Genomic DNA, 22,227 nt, shown 5'->3' on the forward strand with positions numbered 1-22,227 from the left:
TTCAGACGGTTGCGTGCCGGCTTCTGTCACCCCACTTGCCGCTCACGCCGCTCAGGAGCCCCCATCATGTCCACCAAACTCTTCGGCCTGAAGAATTGCGACACCTGCAAGAGGGCCCTGAAGGAGCTCGAAGCCAGCGGCGCCGCGCCGGAATTCGTCGATATCCGCGCCGAGGCCGACCTCAAAACCCTCCTGCCCCGCTGGATCGCGGCGGCCGGCGACAAGCTCGTGAACCGCTCGTCCACTACCTGGCGCGGCCTCTCGGAAGAAGACAAGGCGCGCGCCTCCGGCTCCAGCCTCGAAGGCCTCCTCCTCGGCAACCCGACCCTGATCAAGCGCCCCGTCATCGAAACGGAGCGCGAAATCCTGGTCGGCTGGACCGCTGAAACCAAAGCCCGCCTCGGCTGAGCGCCGTTCAAGCGACGGAAACCCGGACCGGATACGTTCAACCCCTGAGCCGCCAGCCCGGAGCCCTCCCATGCGCCGTCTTTTCCTCGCCCTTGCGGCATTCGTCGCGCTCGCTGCCCCCGCCTTCGCCGCGCCCGAAACCCTCACCGTCAAAGCCGGCAAGGCCGACAGGGAGCTGATCCTCTACGCCCCAGCCGGCGCCAAGGGCCCCGCCCCCCTCGTCATGGTCTTCCATGGCGGCGGCGGCGGGGATGACTGGATGGCGGGCAAGTCCCGCGCCCTGACCCGCACCCTCAACGACGCAGGCTACGCCGTCGCCTTCATGGACGGCTCCTCGCGCCGCAATTCCGAAAAGCTGCGCACCTGGAATGCCGTCCATTGCTGCGCCTATGCCCAGAAGGCCAAAATCAACGACGCCGCCTATGCCGACGCCGCCATCGAAGCGCTCGACAAGCGGATCGGCATAGACCGTTCACGGATCTTTCTGATGGGCCATTCCAACGGCGCAATGCTGAGCTACCGGCTCGCCGGTGCCATGAAGGAGGCGCCCCGCGCCATCGCCCCGGTCAGCGGCGCCATCTTCGCCGACCAGCCGGACGTGCCGGACCGCACCTCGATCTTTATGTACCACGCGCAGGACGATGACGTGCTGAGCTTCAACGGCAATCCGGACGACAAGGCCGAGCGCTGGCGCACCGCGCCCCACCTCGCCTTCCCCAAGGCCGAGGCCAAGCTTGCCGATCTCAAATCCTGCGGCCCGGCCACGCCCGTGCCCGCCCCCGCCGGCCTTGCCACCACCACCCGCGCCTGCGCCGGCGGCTCGGTCCTCGTCGCCACCGCCGCCGAAACCGGCGGCCATGAATGGCCCGCCCGCCCGCAGGCTGATTTCAGCATCGAACAGGCCCTCCTCGCCTTCTTCGACAGCCAGCGCTGAGGCCGGCCTCCCTTCGGTAAAATCCGGATTGCAGGCGCGCCGCGGCGCACGCTAAACATCGGGCCTGCGTCCCACCTCCCGGAGTCTGCATGCGCGTCCACCTTCCGCTGCCCATGCTGGCAGCCGCCCTGAATGATCGCAGCAAGTCCGGCCTTGTGGCCGCCATGATGCTCCTCGCCTGCGGGACCGCCTCGGCAGATCCCGGCGCAGCGCTTGTGGACCGGTTCGACCCGGAAGTCCTCACCGCCATCGCGGCCGAAAAAGGCTGGACCGGCGAGACCATCGCCGGCGCATCGGACCCGATCCGTGTGCGCCTTACCGGCGCCAGCGGCATATCCTTCTTGCTGCAGGGCCATGCGTGCGAAACCGGGATCTGTCGTCAGGCGCTGGTGCGGGCCCACATCGTCACGGATACGCCGCCGGATGCACCGCATGAAATGGCTGACTACTGGAATTCCAATTCCGGCCCGGTCAGCGCCGCCTGGACCGGCAAGGACTACACGCTCAACTACCATATCATTTTCACGGGCGGCCTCACGCGAGCGAACCTGTCCGCTTTGCTGGACCAGATTGACTCCAACGCCAACTCCCTGCGCTGGCTCCTTGAACCATGAACCTGAAACGCACCGCCGCTCTCCTCTGCAGCGCACTTTGTCTGGGCGCTCTTACAGCCTCCCCCGAAAACGACCGCCTCGTCACAAGCTTTGAACTGCCGGTCATGCGGGAAATCATCGATGAACTCGGCTGGACCTGGCTCAACGTCTATTCCTGCAAATCGCCTGTCGTAACCCTTCGCCGGCCTGACGGCCGGGCGTACCGGTTTACCGGCTCGATGTGCGCACCGGATGGCAAGCCGGAAGACTGCCAGGCCATCATCCTGGAATACGAGACGCAGCAACCGAACGCGGTGTCGATTGCGCACGGGCTGAACCGGGAAACTTTCTTCGTGCGCGCGTCCGCCGACACACAATTCTCGCCGCCAAACCTGTGGCTGCGCCACACGGTCCATGTGGCCGGCGGCATCACCCGCGAGAACCTGCTCGCCAACATCGCCGCTTTCGAATTCGAAGTGGACGAAGTCGAGCGGGGCCTTGAGGCCAACCGCCCGAAGGTTCTGGCCAACGGCCTGTACCCAGGGCGCTATGCGACATCCTTCGGCAATCCGGACGGCAGCTCGTTCACCTCCAGCTATTGCCTCGACCCGCGCGACGGCGACGAGCCAGCCGGCGCCATTGCGGCCGAAATGACCGCCGAGGGCGCCGCCTGCTTCGGCAGCCTGTCGGATACCGGCGCTTTCCGCTTCACCTGCACCTCGCAGCTGATCGAAGGCGCCTTCTTCATCAACCAGAGCGCCACATCCCTCAGCTGGAATGGCAGCGCCACCATCGACACCGACGGCATGGGCGGCCGCGAGATCGTCCGGCTTTACGGCAGCGCGACCTGGCAAGGCCCGTGCTGAGACGTCGGAACAAGATCGCCCGCCCTAGGGCCGACTTCCTCGCCGTCTTCGACAGCCCGCGCTGAGGCCGCTGCCTACTCAGGCGCGACCTTCACCAACACCATCCCCATCACGGAGAGGCGAACATCGCCGTCCACGTCTTCAGAGACGATCTTGAAGCCGTTTTCCGGATCAACAAAAACACCCTCGCCGACCGGTAACAGCCGGAAGCTGCCCACGAACGGCGAAGTTCCGAGCAGATCCGTGTCGCCGACCGTCAGCTCAAGGACGACATCCGTGGTCCCCTCCTGGACATAAGCTCCCGCAAACGCCGCCAACGCTTCCGCGCTGAGCGCGACGCGCGTCAGGGCCTCCGGGGTGTCGGATGGCCAACCATAGATCCCGCGCGCTGTCGTCAGGACGCCCCGGTACAGGCGATGCCCGTTGTCGGAATTCGTCATTGTGACAATCACGTCGCCGCGTTCGGGCAGGGCCATCGCAAAGCACATGTAGCCTTCATTGCCACCACTATGCTGCAGGGACTTCTCACCATCGTACATGACGATGCCCACACCGAGGCCATAATCTTCCACAACCGGCGCGGTCACCTGAGCCGCTACGGCCGGATCAATCCCCGTGCCGGCTTCTCCCGCAGAGGCCTTGCCGAGCGTTACGAGGAACCGTCCGTAATCGGAGGGTGTCGTCCACAGGCCTGCCGCAGCGAGTTCCGGATATGTGTGCCAACGTCCCGCAATCTCCTCGCCGTCCGCGCTGTGCGCTGCCGCGATATTTCCGCCTGCAAACCCGTCCGGCAGGGGCTGCGCAAACGTGCTCTGCGTCATGCCTGCCGGGCCAAGTACCAGCCTCTGCATTATTGCGGCAAAGTTCTCGCCTGAAACCTGCTCAGCCCAGTACTGGGCGACCGAGTATCCGCCGCCCGAGTAGGCAAATGTCCTGTCCGGGTTCGGCCGGATGACCACGGCATCTGTATTGGCACCGCCCGACCCGGTGATCACCTCCAGCGTGGACGGTACCGGCAGGCCAGCTTCATATCCCGGAAAACCGGACACGGTTGCGCCATTGGTGTGCGAAAGCAGGGCGCGCAGTGTGATCGGCGCCCCTTCGGGATTGAACGTCGCCATGTCGATGCCCGGGAGGCTGGCGGAAATGTCGGCGTCCAGTGACACGCCCTTCTCCTGCGCCAGCGCGGTGATCCCGACCGCCGCCACCATCTTCGACAACGACGCCGCCTGGAACAGCGTATCCCGGTCGGCGCCCTCACCGTACCCTTCGGCCCAGTGCAGCGCGCCGCCCTGGTAGACCGCGATGGAAACGGCCGGCACGCCGATCTTCGCCATGTGATCGGAGAGCGGCAGCGCTTCCGGCGCCTCACCGGCGACCCAAACGACCGGCGTGATGCGTGCCTCAAGCGCCAACTGTTCGTCGGGGCGGGACGGCGTCTGCGCCGCATCCATCGACGCCTCGGGCAAGGCCGCCTCCGGCGGCGCCGAGGCGCAGCCGTACAGCAGGACCGCAAGGCCCGCCAAAAGTCCTGGTAGCAGCTGAGTCCGGATCATCTGGACCTCCCTCCGAATCGGTCCGGTCAACCTAACACGCCCGGACGGCGCGAAAACGCGGGATGCAGTTATCCACCTTGCGAGAATCCCACCCCTTTTCCACGCCCGCCAATCGGCCTATGGTCTCTCCCATCCGAGGGGTGTCCGGCATGGGGCCGGGCTGAGAGTTACCCTTTGAACCTGATCCGGGTCATGCCGGCGCGAGGGACGGAAAACCGACCGCTAGAAATCCCGGGTCTTCCGCATCTGATGGAGACCCAGAATGAACACCCCCACCAAGCCGAGCGACTTCGCCCCTCGCGCCGTCACCACCGGCCCCCTACCCGCCAGCCGCAAGGTCTACACCGCGCCGGAAGCCGACCCCTCGCTCGCCGTGCCGCACCGCGAGATTGATCTTCATCCGTCTGCGAACGAACCCGCCGTGCGCGTCTACGACACGTCCGGCCCCTATTCGGACGCCTCGGTCGCCATCGATGTCGAAGCTGGCCTCCCGCGCGGCCGCCGCGCCTGGATTCTCGAACGCGGCGGCGTCGAGGAATATGAAGGCCGCGACATCCGCCCCGAAGACAATGGCTTCGCCGCCGGCAAGCATCTCACCCGCGAATTCCCCGTGCGCCACCGCCCGCTGCGCGGCCTGCCCGGCAAGCCCGTCACGCAATACGAATTCGCCCGCGCCGGCATCATCACCAAGGAGATGATCTACGTCGCCGAGCGCGAAAACCTCGGCCGCCGCGCCGCGCTCGAAAACGCCGCCGCCCAGATCGAACAGGGCAATTCCTTCGGCGCCGACATTCCTGAGTTCATCACGCCGGAATTCGTCCGTTCAGAGATCGCCCGCGGCCGCGCCATCATCCCGTCCAACATCAACCATGCCGAGCTTGAGCCGCAGATCATCGGCCGCAACTTCCTCGTCAAGATCAACGCCAATATCGGCAACTCCGCTGTCGCCTCCTCCATCGAAGAAGAGGTCGAGAAGATGGTCTGGGCGATCCGCTGGGGCGCCGACAATGTGATGGACCTCTCCACGGGCCGCAACATCCACAACACCCGCGAATGGATCATCCGCAACAGCCCCGTGCCCATCGGCACCGTGCCGATCTATCAAGCGCTGGAAAAAGTGAACGGCGTCGCCGAAGACCTCACCTGGGAAGTCTTCCGCGACACGCTGATCGAACAGGCCGAACAGGGCGTCGACTATTTCACCATCCATGCCGGCGTGCGCCTCGCCTATATCCACCTCACCGCCAAGCGCGTCTGCGGCATCGTCAGCCGCGGCGGCTCGATCATGGCGAAATGGATGCTCGCCCATCACAAGGAAAGCTTCCTCTACACCCATTTCGAGGAAATCTGCGACATCATGCGCACCTATGATGTCGCCTTCTCCCTCGGCGACGGCTTGCGCCCCGGCGCAATTGCGGACGCCAACGACGCCGCCCAGTTCGCCGAACTTGAAACCCTCGGTGAACTGACGAAAATCGCCTGGGCCAAAGGCTGCCAGGTGATGATCGAAGGCCCCGGCCATGTGCCGATGCACAAGATCAAGGTGAACATGGACAAGCAGCTGAAGGCCTGCGGCGAAGCCCCCTTCTATACGCTCGGCCCCCTCGTCACCGACATCGCCCCGGGCTACGACCACATCACCTCCGGCATCGGCGCCGCCATGATCGGCTGGTTCGGCACGTCCATGCTCTGCTATGTGACGCCCAAGGAACATCTCGGCCTGCCCGACCGCAATGACGTGAAAGTCGGCGTCATCACCTACCGCATCGCCGCCCACGCGGCCGACCTCGCCAAGGGCCACCCCGCCGCGCAGCTGCGCGACGACGCCCTCTCCCGCGCCCGGTTCGAGTTCCGCTGGGAAGACCAGTTCAACCTCGCCCTCGACCCCGAAACCGCGCGCGACTTCCACGACCAGACCTTGCCGAAAGACGCCCACAAGGTCGCCCATTTCTGCTCCATGTGCGGCCCGAAATTCTGCTCGATGAAGATCACCGCCGAAGTGCGCGACTACGCCGCCGGCATGACCGAAAACGAACGCGCCGACCTCGAACGCCAAGCCCTTGAAGCCCGCAAAGGCATGGAAGAAAAGTCGAAAGAGTTCCTCGACAAGGGCGGGGAGATCTATCTGTCGGAGGACGGACGGAAGCGAGCGGTGATTGATTGACTGGTTTAGTGGACACATCCCCCCATCGACACGCCCGCCCCACCTCGCCTGGCGTCTTCCCCCGAGAGGCGTATGCAACCCCTTTCCGAGGACTCATTCCATGATGCCCCGCTTGTCTGCCGCCTGCGCCGCACTGGCGCTGGCCGCCTGTGCCACGCACGCCGCCCCTGCCCCCGCGCCTCAGGCCGTCGACCCCGCCCTCACCGCGCTGATCGCGGAGAAGGACGCCGCCATGTTCGCCGCCTTCAATTCCTGTGACGGCGAGACCTTCGGCACCTTCCTCGAAGACGGCCTCGAATTCTATCACGACAATGCCGGCCTCTCGGTCGGCCGCGCGGCGACGGTCGAGGCGGTCAACAAGAATGTCTGCAACAATTTCACGCGCCAGCTCGTGCCGGGCACGCTCGAGGTCTGGCCCATCCCCGGCTATGGCGCAGTCGAGACCGGCCTGCACACCTTCACCAATGTTGGCGCCGACGCGCCCCACGGCATCGCCCGCTTCCTGCACGTCTGGCATCAGGAGGGCGACACCTGGCGCATCGCCCGCATCGTCAGCTACGATCATGGCCCTTACCCAAGGCAAGCGCCCGCTGAATAGTTCCGTCTACAGCGCGAGCCCCGCCGCCCCCAGCGCGGTCACAACCGAGAACATGAAGATCACCGGAAACCGCTGCAGCGGCACGCCGGATTTCACCGCCGTCCAAACCGCCGCCGCGACGAAGCTAGCCGCGCCGGCGGTGGCGATCATCGCATAGTCCGTCCTCGAACCATCCAATGCCGCCGCCGCAAAGCCCGCCATGATGAACAGGGTCGAGACCGTGCCAAGGTGCCACATCAGGTAGCCGAGCCATTTCAGCCCCGGCTCCATCTCCACCGCGAGATAGGGCCGCACCCACTTGGCCCCTCCCAGGAACACGTGGATCACCACGGTCAGCGCGCATACGCCCGCCGCCCCCCAGAAAAAGATAGATGCCATTTGCGCCTCCCCGCCTTCGCACCCATCCTGACATGCCGGCGCAGAAATTGCGCCCCCGAATTTTGCCCTGCCCCTCAGGCCGGCTCCCCTTTCCGGTCGCGCACATTCACGCCCAGGATGCCGTTGGCCCGCCTCGCCTTCTGGCATTCGAAACTGCCCGCCCGGAAAGCGCGGCAGGCTTCAGGCCGGTCCTGGTAGACGCCGCACACCGCCTTACCGCCCGAGAGGTCCAGGTGGACGCAATGCCCGCAGTCGAACCTCACATAGGTGCGCGCGTCCTCGGTAAAGAGGCTCTCAGGCGGCAATCTGCGCGCGGCGTCCCAGGGCAGGAGTTGCAGATAGCGCGGGTTCCGGCTGAAACAGCAGGCCCGCAGGACACACAGTCGAACGACACATCGGGCATGGACGCGAAACGAAGGCTCCCCCGCTCGGCCCGCGCCTCTCGCAGCCCCCAGCGGCGGCGCGATTTACTGCCGCCGCGCGCGCCCCGCAAGAGGGCTTGTGCAACTTTCTAGAGGCCTCCGGAAAAATAATTCCCATGCCTTTCAAAGGCTTACGAGAGGGTGGGCGCCCGAGAACGCAACACTCCTGCGGGCGGGTTTATACTGTGCGTATGGACCAGACCCCTCCGCCTCCGGGTGATTGCTCCGACCGCCTGCTGACTTATGCGCAGGCGCTGATCGGCTGGCGGATCGGCGAGATCGCCGCGCGCCTCGCCGCCGGCAGCTTCAAGGCCCTGCACTGGACCCTGCGCCGTCTGATCACTCCGGCCGAAGCGTTGATGCGGCGCGCCCTTCGTCTGCTGGCGGATGAACTGCCCGCGCCGAAACCATCCTCGTTCGCGCCCACGCGCCGGGCCCCGCCTCCGCGCCCGGCGATCCGCGCCGCCTCGGCCAACCCAAGCCGACCGGTTTTCCGTCTCACGGAAGCCCGCCCCGGACCGCGCACCAACTGGCTACCGGTCAACCAGCGTCCGAGCATCTCGATTGCTTGCTTCGCGCCGCCGCCTCCGCCTGCCCCGCGTGCACCGGTGGTTGAAGCGGCCTTCGCCGATCCCATTTGGCTTGCGCGCCGCCTGCTCCGCCAACGGATGAAGCGTCCCAGTCCGCGTACCACGCTGTCCTATTTCCGGCCTCCCGGCTTCAAGGCCCGGCCCCTCGGCCCGGACGGCACAGAAGTCTTCAAGGCACTGGACGACATGGCGATGCGCCTCGAACTGGCGCTTCCGGGTTCGTCCTCACCCTGCAGGCGCGGCAAGGCTGCGCCAAAGACACTCAGCCCTCAAACGGATCCCGCATCAGGATCACATCTTCCCGCTCCGGCGAGGTAGAGACGAGCGCGCACGGCTTGCCGACGAGTTCCTCAAGCCGGCGCACATAGACAACCGCCTCGGCCGGCAGGTCCGCCCAGCTGCGCGCGCCCCGTGTTGAGCCGCTCCAGCCTTTCAGCGTTTCATACACCGGCTCCACCGCCGCCTGATCGGTCAGGCCGGCGGGGTAATGGTCGATCGTCTTGCCGTTGAGCTTGTAGGCGACGCATACCTTGATCTCGTCGAACCCGTCCAGCACGTCGAGTTTGGTGAGCGCGAGCCCGGTAACGCCCGAGGTCGCGCAGGCCTGGCGCACCATCACCGAGTCGAACCAGCCGCAGCGCCGGGGGCGACCGGTGTTGACGCCGACTTCCTTGCCGATGGTGCCAAGGCGCTGGCCGATTTCGTTGTCCTGTTCGGTCGGGAACGGGCCGGAGCCGACGCGCGTCGTGTAGGCCTTGGCGAGGCCGAGCACATAAGAGATCGCGCCCGGGCCGACGCCCGATCCGGCGCTGGCATTGCCGGCAACCACGGAGGATGAGGTGACGAACGGATAGGTGCCATGGTCCACGTCGAGCATCACGCCCTGCGCGCCTTCGAACAGGATACGCTTGCCCTTGCGCACCTGCTCGTCGAGCAGCTTCCAGACCGGCTGGGCATAAGCGAGCACCTGCGGCGCGATCTTCAGGAGCTCCGCCTTCAGCTGCGCGCCATCCGGCTCCGGCAGGTCGAGGCCGATCCGCAGCGGACGGTGGTGGGCCAGCAGGCGCTCGATCTTCATGTCAAGCGCGGCGGGGTCGGCAAGATCGGCGACGCGGATGGCGCGCCGGCCAACACGGTCCTCATAGGCCGGGCCGATGCCGCGCTTGGTGGTGCCGATCTGGGCGGCGCCGAGGGCCCCTTCCCGCGCGGCGTCGATGTCCTTGTGCCAGGGCAGGATCAGCGAGGCATTGTCAGCGAGGACCAGGCTCTCCGGGGTCACGTCCACGCCCTGCGCGCGAATGCCCTCGATCTCGGTCAGCATGTGCCAGGGGTCGACCACCACGCCATTGCCGATCACCGACAGCTTGCCGCCCCGCACCAGGCCGGACGGCAGCAGTGCCAGCTTGAACACCTTGCCGTCGATGACCAGCGTATGGCCCGCATTGTGGCCGCCCTGGAAGCGGACCACCACATCGGCGCGCGCCGACAGCCAGTCCACGATCTTGCCCTTGCCTTCGTCGCCCCACTGGGCGCCAACGACCACGACTCCTGACATATCCCGCTCCGTTTGCAGCCGCGGCGACAAGGGCAGGAATTGGCGCCGAATTGCAAGGGACAGATGCGCGCGGGCAAATTGTGTTCTGTCTGAGGTGGAATATTCTTTCAATTTGCTGTAGCGGACACAATCATCGCGCCGGAGCAACCATGTCAGATCCGACCCCCTACCTCCGCTTCCTAACCTCAGAGCGCTACCCGGACAGCGAACTGTCCGCATCCCGCGTGCGGGAGACTTCCAGCTTCCTGATCGAAACCAGCCGGCGCATGCTGACAAGCGAAGCGCAGGAGCGCATGTCGGCCGCCCTGCACAGCGGGCCCGGCACGCGCCGGATCCCGTATGGCGCGCTGCGGGTCCAGCCCCTGCGGGCCGGACTGGAAAACGGCGACGGCGAGGACACGCATTTCATCGTGGACCTTTTTGCCGATCCCTCGCGCCAGCCCACCGAGCATGCCCTGGCCGCCCTCGCCTACGCCGAATGGCTGGAACAGAACCAATCCTGGATCCGGCAGGCCAAGGCGGATTTTGACTGGCACGGCAAGACCGCTGCCGGCCCGGCGCCGACCGTTGCCCTCGCCCAATTCTGCTCGGTCGGGCTGCCACCAGAAGATCATGACTGGTCGTGGAGCCGGACCAGCATCCGGGCCAGCGAGGCGCTGGCGCTGGCCAAACGCGCCGGGCAGGCGCCCGGCGGCGAAGGTATCCGGATCGGCCAGATCGACACCGGCTATTCCCCGCATGTCGAGATCGACGGCACGTATGATCCGGACTCCGGCTATGATTTCATCCAGCGGACCCGGCCCGGACGCGATCCGATGAACTATGCCGGCACGCCGGGCCATGGCGGCTCCACCGCCTCGGTCATGGTCAGCCGCGCGACCCATCGCATCAGCGGCGTCGCCCCGCGCGCCCGCACCGTGCCCTACCGCGCCGTGCGTCATGTCGCCGTGCTCAACAAGATGGGCCGCGTGGCCCAGGCGATCCGGCGCGCCGCCGATGACGGCTGCCATGTTATCAGCATGAGCCTCGGCGGTCTGTCGCTCGCCTCAGGCCTCGAAGACGCGCTGCGCTATGCCAAGAGCAAGCAGGTGATCCTCGTGGCGGCGGCGGGCAATTGCGTCCAGTTCACCGTGGCGCCGGCGATCAGCCGCAACTGTATCGGCGTGTCGGGCATCCAGCCCGGCGACACGCCCTGGCCCTTCGCCAGCTGGGACGCGCTCGGCAATGTCGATGTGGCCGCGCCCGCCCAATGGGTACTGGCGGCCCGGCCGAGCCAGGGCGCCGCCGCCTATCATGAACGCGGCGAGGGCACCTCCTACGCCGCCGCGATGACGGCCGGCGCGGCTGCGCTCTGGCTCGCCCATCACGGCCGCGAGGCCTGCCTCGAAGCGGCCGGACTGGCGCATCTCAGCCTGCACGATTACTTCGCCCACCTGCTGCGGGAATCCGCGCGGGTGCCGCCGGGCTGGGCGCGCCGCTACGGCGCGGGTGTGCTCGACTGCCTCGCACTCCTCGACCGCGGCTTGCCGGTCCAGCCAGGCCCACCACCGGCGACGCCGGGCGAAGTGGAAAAAGTGGTCGCCTGCCATCCGATGACGGACCGTCAGCGTTTCCGCCAACTCGTCCTTTCCCAGACGGACTGACCGGCGGCCTTATTCGCCGAACTTGTAGATGATCCGTACACCGATATTGTCGAGACCCTGATTGCGGCCATTGCCGAGGATCTGGCCATGGCTGAGGTGTTCGTACATCAGCTGCACGCCCCAGGCTTCATTGATGTCGCGGTTCAGGGAGAGGTTCGTGCGGAACAGGTCGCGCGACCCGAAGAAGACCTTTTCGGCCGAGATCGGATCATTTCGCGGATCGCCCTGCGGATAGGGGAAGTTCAGTTCGCCGTCATGGACGACATAGCCGACGCCCGGCTCGAACGCCCAGCCCTCGGCGAAATACCAGGTCCATTCGAGGCCGACACCGCCGAAGCTGGTATCGCCGGCCGTATTCACGCTGCCTATGATGTAGGGCCGCGGGCTCCAGATGATGTCCAGCACGTCCGGAGACTTGAACACGATCTCGCCATTGATGTTCGGCCCGCCTTCCTTGTCGGCATTGTCGCAGTCCAGCACGCACATGTTGTGCTGCACGACCCCGATGCGGACTTCATCTACCGGGCCGGCCTGGGCGGCCAGGGCTGGAACGGCAGCAAGGGCGAGCGAAGTTACGAAACGGCGCATGGGCAATCCTTCATGACAAACCTGTCACGAGGCATCGCGCCCATGCGCCGCCTCCGTCAAGCCAGTTCGGCCTGGGCCGGGGTGCGAGCCCAGCGGAGGGTTGCTTCAGAGACACGCTTTCCGAAGCGTTCTGCGGTCTCCAGTTCGTACCGGTCCGGCGTCTGGTCGGCCGGCAGATCGGTCAGCGCCTGCACGCCGAGGCCGAGGAAGTGGCCCGCCCGGTTATGTGCGGTTGCAAAGTCGGTCGTCGTGGCGTTGTAGCCGCTCGGCTGGTCATTGCTGACCCAGATCATGCCTTGCTGCGCGGCGAAGGTAGCGAATTGCTGGAGGGTGACGGTCTTGTCGCCTGACAGCGAACCCGAGACGGTGAAACCGGCAGCGATCTTGTTCGCCCAGGCGCGGGTGAACCAGGCTTTCGACGCGGCATCCATGAACACCTTCATGCCGCCCGACGCCGAGCCCATATAGGTGGGCGCGCCGAAGATGATGGCGTCGGCCCGGGCGAGTTCGTCCCACGGCCCCTTGTCGGGCGCGGCGAGATCCTCGGCCTTGTAGAGGGTGACGTTGGCGCCGGGTATGGCGGCGGCGCCCTTGCGGACATGCTCGGCCGCCTTGGCGGTGTGGCCGTAGCCGGAATGATAGACGATCGCGATCCTGGCCATGACGGGCTCCTGTGTTGAGGACCCGGTTCAAATGGGGCGGGCGATCCGCAGATCAGCCCGCCCCATCCGGATAGGATTTATGCCCGCTGCGCATGAAGCGCAGACGGAAGGCTTAGAAGCTCAACACTTTCGCATAACGCACCTGCGGCAGGGCATCGAGCTTTTCGAGCACGGCGGCCGGCGGCATCGAGTCGATACCGACAAGCGCAATCGCCTCCCCGCCGGCGGCCTGACGGCCGAGGTGGAAGGTGGCGATGTTGACCTTCGCCTCGCCCAACATCTGGCCGAGCGCGCCGATGAAGCCCGGCTTGTCGATATTGTTCACGTACAGCGTGAAAGGCGAGAAATCGCCTTCCAGCGCCATGCCCTTCACCTCGACGATGCGCGGCTTGCCGCCGATCAGCGCGCCGGCCAGCGTTCGCCAGCCGCCTTCGGGGGCATTCTTCGTCGCCTTGGTCTTCACTTTCACGCGGATCAGGCTGTCATAGATCGGGCTCGACTCAGTCTTGGTCTCGGTCAGCTTGACGCCGCTCTCGGCCAGGATCGCCGGGGCCGACACCATGTTCACATCACCGCGCGAGGCGCGCAGCAGGCCGGAGAGGAGAGCGGCGGTCAGCGGCTTGCGGTTGAGATCGGCCACCTCGCCCTCATACTCGATGACCACTTCATCATATCCGTAATCGGAGATCTGCCCGGCAAAGCTGCCGAGCTTTTCGGCGAGCGCTGCGAAGGGCTTCAGTCGCGGAGCTTCCTCGGCCGTCACCGACGGCATATTCAGCGCGTTGGTGACGGCGCCGGTGAGGATATAGTCCGCCATCTGTTCGGCAACCTGCAGGGCAACATTCTCCTGCGCCTCGACCGTGGCGGCGCCAAGGTGGGGCGTGGCGACGAAATTCTTCGCGCCGAAGAGGACGTTTTCCTTCGCCGGCTCGACCGCGAACACGTCGAAAGCGGCGCCTGCGAGATGGCCGCTTTCGAGCAGGTCGCGCACCGCCGCCTCGTCGACCAGGCCGCCACGCGCGCAATTGACGAGGATCAGGCCTTTCTTGGTCTTCTCCAACGCTTCGCGCGACAGCACGTTGCGGGTCTGATCCGTGAGCGGAACGTGCAGCGTGATCACGTCGGCGCGCTTCAGGAGTTCGCCCAGCTCCACCTTCTCAACACCCAGCTCGACAGCGCGTTCCTCAGTGAGGAAGGGGTCATACGCGACGACCTTCATCTTCAGGCCGATGGCGCGCTCGGCAACGCGGCTGCCGATATTGCCGCAACCGATCAGGCCGAGCGTCTTGTAGGAGACCTCAAGACCCATATAGCCGGATTTCGGCCATTTGCCGGCCTGCGTGTCATTGTTGGCTGCGGGGATCTGGCGGGCGGCGGCGAACATCATCGCGATGGCGTGTTCGGCGGTGGTGATGGCGTTGCCGAACGGCGTGTTCATCACCACGACGCCTTTGGCGGTGGCGGCCTTGATGTCGATGTTGTCGACGCCGATGCCGGCGCGACCGATGACCTTCAGGTTCGTCGCGGCGGCGATCACGTCGGCGTCCGGCTTGCAGGCCGAGCGCACGGCGAGGCCGTCATAGTCGCCAATGATCTTGATCAGGTCCTCCTTGGACAGACCAACCTTGATGTCAGTTTCGATGCCGCGCGCCTTGAAGATTTCCACGGCGGCGGGGGAGAGCGTATCTCCGATGAGGACTTTGGGCATTTGCGTTTCCTGCTTCTGTAACCGCGAATCCCCACGGCAGCGGGGACAGGGTCAAGGATATGATGGGGAGGTATGCGGCACCCACCTCAGCGGGGGCGCCGCGATTTTGCGGTACGGCTACGAGAGCTTCGCGGCTTCCTCATGGAAGGCCCAATCGAGCCAGGGGAGAAGCTTGGCGACATCCGACGGCTCGACCGAGCCGCCGCACCAGATGCGCAGGCCCGGAGGGGCCTTGGCATAGCCGGCGGCGTCGAAGCAGGCATTCTCGGTCTCGAGGCGCTTCATCATCTTCTTGATGAAGTCGCGCTGGCCGGCCTCGTCGAGCGCCGTCACGCGCGGATCGACGATCTTGAAGGTGACGCCGGTGTTCGAGCGGATGGACTTGTCGGCGCAGAGGAATTGCACCCAGTCCGTCTTGCCTTCCCAATCCGTCAGGGTACGGAGGCTGTCATCGGAACGCTCTTTCAGCTTCTTCCAGCCGCCGAGCCGTTCGACCCAGTCGAGCGCCTGCAGGTAGTCCTCCACGCAGAGCATCGAGGGCGTGTTGATCGTGGCGCCTTCGAACAGGTCCTCGTCGAGCTTGCCGCCCTTGGTCATGCGGAAGAGTTTCGGCAGCGCGCGGTCCGGCGTATAGGTCTCCAGCCGCTTCACAGCGTTCGGCGACAAGATCAGCATGCCGTGCGCCGCTTCGCCGCCGAGGCATTTCTGCCAGCTATAGGTGATGACATCGAGCTTCGCCCAGTCGATCTCCTGGCTGAAGGCGGCCGAGGTCGCGTCGCAGATTACGATCCGGTCCGGGTTCGGCTTGATCCAGTCGGCATCGCGCACGCGCACGCCCGAAGTGGTGCCGTTCCAGGTGAAGATGATATCGGCATCGTCGCGGGCTTTCGAGAAGTCCGGCAGCGCGCCGTAGTCGGCCGTGTAGGTCTTGCAGTTCTCAAGCTTCAGCTGCTTGGTCGCGTCGGTCACCCAGTCGGAGCCGAAGCTTTCCCAGGCGAACACGTCAACCGGCTTCGCGCCGAGCATCGACCACATGCACATCTCAACCGCGCCGGTATCTGAGGCGGGCACGATGGCGACCCGGTAGCCTTCCGGCAGGTCGAGGATCAGCTTGGTGCGATCAATGGCGGCTTTGAGTTTCTTCTTGGCATCGCCGGAACGGTGCGACCGGCCGAGGGCGGCAGTCACCAGGTTCTGCAGCGAAAATCCGGGATACTTGGCGGTGGGGCCCGAGGAAAAATGCGGGCACGCCGGGCGCACGACCGGCTTGGCGGTGGTCACGTTCATCTGTTTTACTCCTATCCTCACAGATAGGCTGGGCGCCGTTGGGGGCGCCTGGCCCGCGCGCGGTGTCGCATATTTCGGGCGCCTCCACCAGTGACATTTTCGTGCCGACCCGCGGAGAACGGTTGCAGTTTCCCTAAACGGAGGGAATTCTTGCGCTGGTCCCGGGCGGGTGCTTCTATCTTGGCATGAGCCTCCAAATCCTTCCCTTGTCCGGTACGCTGGGCGCCGAGATCTTCGGCCTGGACCTGCAGTCCGGCCTGTCCAATGCCGAATTCGACCAGGTCCACCAGGCCTTCCTCGATCACAAGGTGATCGTCATGCGCGGCCAGAAGGGCCTGCAGCCGGACCAGCACAAGGCCTTCGCCCGGCGCTTCGGCACGCTGAACGTGCATCCCTATGTGAAGGGCATGGCGGGCCATCCCGAACTCCTCGAAATCATCAAGGAGAAGGAAGACAAGGTGAATTTCGGCGGCGGCTGGCATACCGACATGAGCTTCGAGGAGACCCCCGCCCTCGGCTCGATCCTGCATGCCATTGAGCTGCCGCCCTATGGCGGGGACACGCTGTTTGCCGACCAGCAGGCCGCCTATGACGCGCTTTCCCCTGGCCTGAAGGAGACCCTCGCCGGGCTGAAGGCGGTGCATTCGGCGGCGCGCGAGTACGGCGTGCACGGATCGTCCGCCCAGAAACGCAAGTCGATGGAGGCGACGGAGATCGAGACCGCCCCGGAATACGAACACCCCGTCGTGCGCACCCATCCGGAAACCGGGCGCAAGGGGCTTTACGTGAACCCGGCCTTCACGCTGCGCTTTGCCGGCTGGTCAACGCGCGACAGCAAGCCCCTGCTCGATTACCTGTTCCAGCATTCGCGCGAGGAACGCTTCACCTGCCGCGTGCGCTGGCAGGCGGGCGACGTGACGATGTGGGACAACCGCTGCACCTGGCATTACGCGCTGAACGACTATCCCGGCCATCGCCGCCACATGCGGCGCGCGACGATCAATGGCGACAAGCCAGTCTAAGCGGCGGGGTGCAGCAGGCCCCAGGTAATGGCGGCCTGGCCGAAGAAATACAGGAACCAGACGGCATAGGAGGCGGGCTTGTTCGGCGGGGCCTCGGCCGGGCGGCAGAACAGCTGGTGTGCGAGGATCGAGTCCGAGGCGATAAACATCAGCGCGCCCGCCGTCACCAGAAGGTAGGCCTGCGGCAAGGCAATCGCGGCGGCACCCATCATCAGGATCACGGCGCCATAGGCAAAGACCGGCAGGCGCATCTGGCCGAGCCGGGGCGCAAGCCAGCGGATATACATCGCGCCGCCGAGCACCAGCACGGCCTGCCCGGCCTTGACCGGCAGGGACCAGCCGGCCCCTTCCCCGAGCTGCCAGAACAGGATCACGTAAAACACGTGGGCGAGGAAGAAGGCGCCCATGCCGGGCAGCAGCCAGCGCTCCGGCTTGCCGGCCAGGAACAGATCCCCCACCGCCGAAGCGGCCAGCGCCGCCCAGAGCAGCCACGGCCCACCCGCCGCAAAGGCGGTGATCGCCAGGATGACAATGCCGGAGACTTTCAGAACGGCGCGCGCAGGGCCTTCACCTCGGAAGCTGTACAGGAATCCGTAGGCGAGCGCCGCCACGCTAGCGGTCGCGAACGCGGCCATGAGGGCGTTCGGGCTCAGGCAGGATCCCTGACAGGCTCGGGCAGGCGCAGAACCTTGCGGGCCATCGCACGGTGGCGATCCTTGACGTGCATACCGACCACGCCGAGCGCGGTGGCAAGCACAGTGGCGTCATCGGTGAAGCCGAGACCGGCAAGCACGTCGGGCACCATGTCGACCGGCATGACGAAATAGGCCCCTGCGGCGAAAAGCACCGCCTTGGCCTTCATCGGCGTCAGCGGGTCGCGCGCGGCGAAATAGGCCGCCGCCAGATCGTCGGCAAAGGGAATCTGGCCCGCAAAGCGCAGAAGCTTGGGGATCAGGCCGCGCGATCGGCGCTCGTTGCGCTGGATCGACTTGGGCAGGTAGACCCCGCCTTCGCCTTTCACTGTGTTGATGATTTCCGCTGCGTCAGACATTGCGCTCTCCTAGGGGTATTATAGTTCAGTGCGGTCATCAGCAAAAGCAATACCCACACTACAAGGAGGGCTTCGCCCATGGAACTCAATTCGAACATCTCGGCTGTCATCACCGGTGGCGCCTCGGGTCTCGGCGCGGCAACCGCCCGCAAACTCGCCAGCTATGGCGTCAAGGTCGCCCTGTTCGACCTGAACGCCGAGAAAGGCGAAGCCCTCGCCAAGGAACTCGGCGGCGTGTTCTGTAACGTCAACGTGACCGACGAAGCCTCCGTCGATGCCGGTTTTGCCAAGTCGCGCGCCGCCATAGGCCAGGAGCGGATCCTGATCAACTGCGCCGGCACCGGCAACGCCATCAAGACCGCCAGTCGCGACAAGAATACCGGCGAAATCAGCCACTTCCCGCTCGACAAGTTCAACCTGATTATCCAGATCAACCTCGTAGGCACCTTCCGCTGCATCGCCAAGTCGGCGGCCGGCATGCTGACACTGGACCCGATCGACGGTGAGCGCGGCGCAATCGTCAACACCGCTTCGGTGGCCGCTGAAGATGGCCAGATCGGCCAGGCCGCCTACTCCGCCTCCAAAGGCGGCGTGGTCGGCATGACCCTGCCGATCGCCCGCGACCTCAGCCGCGATTTCATCCGTGTGAACACGATCCTGCCGGGCATCTTCAACACGCCGCTGCTGGCCGCTGCGCCGGAGCCCGTGAAAGCCGCCCTCGGCGCGCAGGTGCCCCACCCGGCCCGTCTCGGCAATCCGGACGAGTATGCCTCGCTGGCCGTGGAAATGTGCCGCAACGCCTACTTCAACGGTGAAGACGTGCGCCTCGACGGCGCGATCCGCATGGCGCCGCGCTAAGCGAACGCCTGTCTTATGACACGGGAAAGCCCGCTCTCCGGAGCGGGCTTTTTCATGTGCGCGATGCCATCACCGCCGACCAGCGCGCGAGGGCCTCGGGGCTCCAGACGGTGGCGGTGTCGGGATAGAACTGCGCGAAGGCCGGCTTGTTATCCGCCAGATGGACCCAGGGCAGCTTTGAGGCGGTATAGATGTGCACATCCGGCGAGATCGCGGTGCGGTCGTCCAATGTTCCCACACGGATGAAAGCGGCCGCCTCCCGCGCGGTGGGATAATGGCTCCACACGGCGACCTGGCAATCCGGGCAGCGTGCGATCAGCTGGCCCTTGCCGCTCTCGCTGGGCGTGAGAATGACTTCCGGGGGCGTGCCCAGAAGCTCGACCGCCGAAGACTCGATCACCGCGTTGATCACGAACGCCGAACCGGACTCCCGCTGGCACCAGGTGCAATGGCAGCAATGGGTGATCATCGGCGCGCGCGTCAGCCTGTAGCGCACGGTTTCGCAGGCGCAACCGCCCTGAAGTGACTGGGTCATGTTCGTGGTTCCCTCAACGCCGCGAAGTCTACAGGCCGCAGACGTTCCGGCAAGCAGGTGCGCTCAGTCGATCGGTGCAGACGGATCGCGGACGCGGACGAGGCCGTTGGACACCATGGTCATCACCACTTCGCCCTTCTGGTTTAACACGGTCTGGCGGGTCTTGGTGATGCCCATGTCGGGGCGCGATTGCGACCGGCGCTTTTCCAGCAGTTCCATTTCGACCGAGATTTCGTCGCCCGGGTAGACGGGCTTCACCCAGCGCAGCTCATCGATGCCCGGCGAGCCGAGGCCGGCCGTGGGTTCGGAATCCTTCCAGGTGTCGACCATCAGGCGCATGACCATGGCGCCCGTATGCCAGCCCGACGCCGAAAGGCGGCCGAAGAAGGTCGCCTTGGCGGCCTCATCGTCCAGATGGAAGGGTTGGGGGTCGTATTTCGTAGCAAACTCGATCACCTCTTCGCGCGTGACCCTGTAGGTCCGCGACGACCGCGTGCGCGATCCGACCACCATGTCCTCGAAATATCTCATCTGCCCTTCCCGGCTGCTTTGGTCCGGGCTGGACCTCGCCCGAACAGGCGGCGTTGGCAAGACTTGCCCTAACGGGAGGGGATGCGGACGCCAAAGGCTGCGCTACAACACGGGCTGGAACGGGACAGGAGCGCTCTGTGGAATATGATGATGTCGTGAAGGGCCGCCGGAGCATCCGGGGCTTTCTGAAGAAGCCGGTGCCGAAGGCGCTGATCCGGGAGATCCTGGAAATTGCGATGCGGGCGCCGACCTCGCTGAACACCCAGCCCTGGAATTTTTACGTCGTGACGGGCGAGGTGCTCGACCGGATCCGCGCCGGCAATGTGGAGCGCAACCTCGCCGGCGTGCCCGACAGCCGCGAATTCCGGATGGGCCCGGGCTATGAGGGCGACCACCGCAAACGCCAGATCGAGATTGCCATCCAGCTGTTCGAGGCCATGGGCATCGAGCGGGATAACAAGGAGAAGCGGATGGACTGGGTGCTGCGCGGTTTCCGCCAGTTCGATGCGCCGGTCTCCATTGTCATCACCTATGACAAATCGATCCAGGGCAGCGACATCGCCCCGTTCGATTGCGGCGGTGTGGTCAACTGTATCGTCAACACGGCCTGGAACCGGGGGCTCGGCTGCGTGATCAACTCGCAGGGCATCATGCAGAGCCCTGTGGTGCGCGAACATGCCGGCATTCCGGACGACCAGGTGATCCAGACCTGTATCGCCATGGGCTGGCCGGATGACACTTTCCCGGCCAACGCCGTCGTCTCGCGGCGCAAGTCCGTGGACGAGGCGGCTGTGTTCCGGGGATTTGAGGACTAGGCCGGAGGCTGGCATAGTACAGGCTCGCCCATGCGGAGCGCGCCGATGCCCCTGACCCTTTTTCGATCTGATCCGCGCCGCGCTGCCGGGGGCTGGGCTGCACGGCTGGCCGGCGGACTGTTGCTGGCCCTGATCGCCGGATGTTCCAGCCCGGCGCAATTGGTAGCGCCGCCGCCTGACTGCCCGGTAGCCGAGGCGCCGGAAGGCGCGGCCGACTGCCCGCCGGTGGCCGCTGCGGTGCACGACCCCGAAGCCATGCGCCAGTCGCTGGACCTGCTGTCCGCCCACGGACTGGACCCTGAGAATTATGCCGGGATCGATGCGGCGGCGGCCTGGCGGCTTGCGGCCACGCATCTGCGGTTCGGCGCAGTCGATCCGGCGACGATGACGCCGCGCCTGCAGGCGGATGCGAGCCTCGCCGCGCTGCCCGGCAGCCTGCCGCCGGAGTCTGCGGCGGCCGACTATCGCGCGGCGCTGGACGCGCTCGCCCCGGCCTTGCCGCTCTATGCGGCGCTGAAGGATGAACTCGCCCGGCAGCAGGCGGCGCAAACCGGGATGACGGATGCCGGCGCGCTGGCGGACGCGGACGCAAGGATCGCCAGCCTGCGCGCAGGCCTCGAACGGCTGCGCTGGTTGCCGCACGAGACGGCGGGGCGTCAGGTGATGGCGAACATTCCGACCTTCGAGGTGGTTTCATTGACGGAGGGGGCGGAGACCTCCCGCCGGGCCGCGATTTTCGGACAGCTGAGCCGTCAGACTCCGGAGTTTTCAGACGCCATTGAATACGTCGTGTTCAATCCGTGGTGGGATGTTCCCGACAGCATCGCGCGCAAGGACAAGCTGGCCCAATTCCGCCGCGACCCCCGCGCCATATCGCGGATGGGTTATCGCATCTATGACCGGGCCGGAAACGCCGTCGACGCCTCTGCCATCGACTGGAACAAGGTGTCCGCCTCCGGCTTTCCCTACCACATCCGGCAGGCTCCGGGGCCGGCCAATGCACTAGGCCGGGTGAAGTTCATCTTCCCTAATCCGTATGCGGTCTATCTGCACGACACGCCCGAGCGCGCCCTGTTCGCGCAAACGGCGCGGACCTTCTCCTCCGGATGTATCCGGGTACAGGACCCGGTGGGGCTCGCCGGATGGGTGCTGGAGGGGACGCCCGGCTGGGGACAGGCGGAGATCGACGCGGCGATCGCGACCGGCGCCGAGACGCGCGCGAACCTCGTGGCGGCGATGCCGATCCATATTGTCTACCTCACCGCCTTCCCGGACGCCGAAGGCACGGTGACCTATGCGCCGGACGTCTATGGCCGCGACGGCGCGGTGCTCGAGGCACTGGCCGCCCCGATGCCCTCCCCGGCGCACGGCCCCGCCCCCCAAAGCACGCTGGCAGGCCTCGTACCGGACAGCTGCCGCGAAGACGGCTAGGCCGCAGCCGCCCCGGGTTGCATCCCGGCTTC

24 protein-coding genes and 1 riboswitch are annotated in these 22,227 nt (G+C 65.8%); of the genes, 12 read left to right on the top strand and 12 right to left on the bottom strand.

Going from position 1 to position 22,227, the window contains the following annotated elements:
- Positions 1–66 precede the first annotated feature (66 nt).
- The 4 genes from GC148_RS11795 to GC148_RS11810 all read left to right on the top strand — a co-directional run bounded on the left by GC148_RS11795 (position 67) and on the right by GC148_RS11810 (position 2,801).
- Positions 67–408, top strand: a complete 342-nt coding sequence (locus GC148_RS11795; protein WP_291070959.1) for an ArsC/Spx/MgsR family protein — start codon at positions 67–69, stop codon at positions 406–408.
- A gap of 70 nt (positions 409–478) precedes the next feature.
- The gene (locus tag GC148_RS11800; RefSeq protein WP_291070960.1) at positions 479–1,342 is read left to right on the top strand and encodes a hypothetical protein; all 864 of its coding nucleotides are present in this window, start codon (positions 479–481) and stop codon (positions 1,340–1,342) included.
- Between the two features lie 89 nt (positions 1,343–1,431).
- On the top strand, positions 1,432–1,956 hold the full coding sequence (locus GC148_RS11805; RefSeq protein ID WP_291070961.1) for a YbjN domain-containing protein: 525 nt from the start codon (positions 1,432–1,434) through the stop codon (positions 1,954–1,956).
- On the top strand, positions 1,953–2,801 hold the full coding sequence (locus tag GC148_RS11810; protein WP_291070962.1) for a hypothetical protein: 849 nt from the start codon (positions 1,953–1,955) through the stop codon (positions 2,799–2,801). The genes GC148_RS11805 and GC148_RS11810 overlap by 4 nt, the downstream gene beginning before the upstream one ends.
- 74 nt (positions 2,802–2,875) lie before the next feature.
- On the opposite strand, the gene GC148_RS11815 is transcribed toward GC148_RS11810, so the two are convergent.
- Positions 2,876–4,357: a serine hydrolase domain-containing protein gene (locus tag GC148_RS11815; RefSeq protein ID WP_291070963.1), complete on the bottom strand. Its 1,482-nt coding sequence runs from the start codon at positions 4,355–4,357 to the stop codon at positions 2,876–2,878.
- Between the two features lie 126 nt (positions 4,358–4,483).
- Positions 4,484–4,582: riboswitch (TPP riboswitch) on the top strand.
- A gap of 37 nt (positions 4,583–4,619) precedes the next feature.
- Here GC148_RS11815 and thiC point away from each other — a divergent pair.
- A complete protein-coding gene (thiC, locus tag GC148_RS11820) occupies positions 4,620–6,521 on the top strand; it encodes a phosphomethylpyrimidine synthase ThiC (RefSeq protein ID WP_291070964.1) in 1,902 nt (633 codons plus the stop codon).
- Positions 6,522–6,621: 100 nt separating this feature from the next.
- Complete coding sequence (locus GC148_RS11825; protein WP_291070965.1) at positions 6,622–7,119, top strand: nuclear transport factor 2 family protein; 498 nt, start codon at positions 6,622–6,624, stop codon at positions 7,117–7,119.
- A gap of 6 nt (positions 7,120–7,125) precedes the next feature.
- Here GC148_RS11825 and GC148_RS11830 read toward each other — a convergent pair whose 3' ends face one another.
- Positions 7,126–7,497 carry a hypothetical protein gene (locus GC148_RS11830; RefSeq protein ID WP_291070966.1) on the bottom strand — a complete coding sequence of 124 codons (372 nt, stop codon included), beginning with the start codon at positions 7,495–7,497 and terminating at the stop codon, positions 7,126–7,128.
- A 74-nt stretch (positions 7,498–7,571) separates the two neighbouring features.
- Positions 7,572–7,964 (bottom strand): YkgJ family cysteine cluster protein, encoded by a 393-nt coding sequence (locus GC148_RS11835; RefSeq protein ID WP_366063774.1) that lies wholly within the window; start codon positions 7,962–7,964, stop codon positions 7,572–7,574.
- Positions 7,965–8,110: 146 nt separating this feature from the next.
- Between GC148_RS11835 and GC148_RS11840 the strand changes: the two genes are divergently transcribed.
- Complete coding sequence (locus GC148_RS11840) at positions 8,111–8,827, top strand: hypothetical protein (protein WP_291070967.1); 717 nt, start codon at positions 8,111–8,113, stop codon at positions 8,825–8,827.
- Here GC148_RS11840 and GC148_RS11845 read toward each other — a convergent pair.
- Positions 8,772–10,064 carry an adenylosuccinate synthase gene (locus GC148_RS11845; RefSeq protein WP_291070968.1) on the bottom strand — a complete coding sequence of 431 codons (1,293 nt, stop codon included), beginning with the start codon at positions 10,062–10,064 and terminating at the stop codon, positions 8,772–8,774. The two genes, GC148_RS11840 and GC148_RS11845, sit on opposite strands and share 56 nt — an antisense overlap.
- 149 nt (positions 10,065–10,213) lie before the next feature.
- Here GC148_RS11845 and GC148_RS11850 point away from each other — a divergent pair, with 149 nt between their 5' ends.
- Positions 10,214–11,707 (top strand): S8 family serine peptidase, encoded by a 1,494-nt coding sequence (locus GC148_RS11850; RefSeq protein ID WP_291070969.1) that lies wholly within the window; start codon positions 10,214–10,216, stop codon positions 11,705–11,707.
- A gap of 9 nt (positions 11,708–11,716) precedes the next feature.
- Here GC148_RS11850 and GC148_RS11855 read toward each other — a convergent pair whose 3' ends face one another.
- The 4 genes from GC148_RS11855 to GC148_RS11870 form a co-directional block, all read right to left on the bottom strand.
- A complete protein-coding gene (locus GC148_RS11855; protein ID WP_291070970.1) occupies positions 11,717–12,295 on the bottom strand; it encodes an acyloxyacyl hydrolase in 579 nt (192 codons plus the stop codon).
- 56 nt (positions 12,296–12,351) lie between these two features.
- The gene (locus tag GC148_RS11860) at positions 12,352–12,957 is read right to left on the bottom strand and encodes a flavodoxin family protein (protein WP_291070971.1); all 606 of its coding nucleotides are present in this window, start codon (positions 12,955–12,957) and stop codon (positions 12,352–12,354) included.
- Positions 12,958–13,069: 112 nt separating this feature from the next.
- On the bottom strand, positions 13,070–14,665 hold the full coding sequence (gene serA / locus GC148_RS11865; protein ID WP_291070972.1) for a phosphoglycerate dehydrogenase: 1,596 nt from the start codon (positions 14,663–14,665) through the stop codon (positions 13,070–13,072).
- 117 nt (positions 14,666–14,782) lie between these two features.
- Entirely contained in the window at positions 14,783–15,946 is a 1,164-nt protein-coding gene (locus tag GC148_RS11870) for a phosphoserine transaminase (protein ID WP_366063776.1), read from the bottom strand.
- A gap of 191 nt (positions 15,947–16,137) precedes the next feature.
- Here GC148_RS11870 and GC148_RS11875 point away from each other — a divergent pair, with 191 nt between their 5' ends.
- Complete coding sequence (locus GC148_RS11875) at positions 16,138–16,974, top strand: TauD/TfdA family dioxygenase (protein WP_291070974.1); 837 nt, start codon at positions 16,138–16,140, stop codon at positions 16,972–16,974.
- Here GC148_RS11875 and GC148_RS11880 read toward each other — a convergent pair.
- Complete coding sequence (locus GC148_RS11880) at positions 16,971–17,609, bottom strand: lysoplasmalogenase (RefSeq protein WP_291070975.1); 639 nt, start codon at positions 17,607–17,609, stop codon at positions 16,971–16,973. The two genes, GC148_RS11875 and GC148_RS11880, sit on opposite strands and share 4 nt — an antisense overlap.
- 14 nt (positions 17,610–17,623) lie before the next feature.
- Positions 17,624–18,025, bottom strand: a complete 402-nt coding sequence (locus GC148_RS11885; RefSeq protein ID WP_291070976.1) for a YkvA family protein — start codon at positions 18,023–18,025, stop codon at positions 17,624–17,626.
- Positions 18,026–18,103: 78 nt separating this feature from the next.
- Here GC148_RS11885 and GC148_RS11890 point away from each other — a divergent pair, with 78 nt between their 5' ends.
- The gene (locus GC148_RS11890) at positions 18,104–18,883 is read left to right on the top strand and encodes an SDR family NAD(P)-dependent oxidoreductase (RefSeq protein ID WP_291070977.1); all 780 of its coding nucleotides are present in this window, start codon (positions 18,104–18,106) and stop codon (positions 18,881–18,883) included.
- A 52-nt stretch (positions 18,884–18,935) separates the two neighbouring features.
- On the opposite strand, the gene GC148_RS11895 is transcribed toward GC148_RS11890, so the two are convergent.
- Both GC148_RS11895 and GC148_RS11900 read right to left on the bottom strand, forming a co-directional pair.
- Positions 18,936–19,418: a GFA family protein gene (locus tag GC148_RS11895; RefSeq protein WP_291070978.1), complete on the bottom strand. Its 483-nt coding sequence runs from the start codon at positions 19,416–19,418 to the stop codon at positions 18,936–18,938.
- 63 nt (positions 19,419–19,481) lie between these two features.
- The gene (locus GC148_RS11900) at positions 19,482–19,949 is read right to left on the bottom strand and encodes a MaoC family dehydratase (RefSeq protein ID WP_291070979.1); all 468 of its coding nucleotides are present in this window, start codon (positions 19,947–19,949) and stop codon (positions 19,482–19,484) included.
- Between the two features lie 137 nt (positions 19,950–20,086).
- On the opposite strand from GC148_RS11900, the gene GC148_RS11905 reads away from it, so the two are divergent.
- Together GC148_RS11905 and GC148_RS11910 are read left to right on the top strand one after the other, a co-directional pair.
- Entirely contained in the window at positions 20,087–20,764 is a 678-nt protein-coding gene (locus GC148_RS11905) for a nitroreductase (protein WP_291070980.1), read from the top strand.
- 45 nt (positions 20,765–20,809) lie between these two features.
- A complete protein-coding gene (locus GC148_RS11910; RefSeq protein WP_291070981.1) occupies positions 20,810–22,195 on the top strand; it encodes a L,D-transpeptidase family protein in 1,386 nt (461 codons plus the stop codon).
- Positions 22,196–22,227: the final 32 nt, after the last annotated feature.

Source organism: Hyphomonas sp. (assembly GCF_016125515.1).
In the GTDB taxonomy this organism is placed as follows: Bacteria; Pseudomonadota; Alphaproteobacteria; order Caulobacterales; family Hyphomonadaceae; genus Hyphomonas.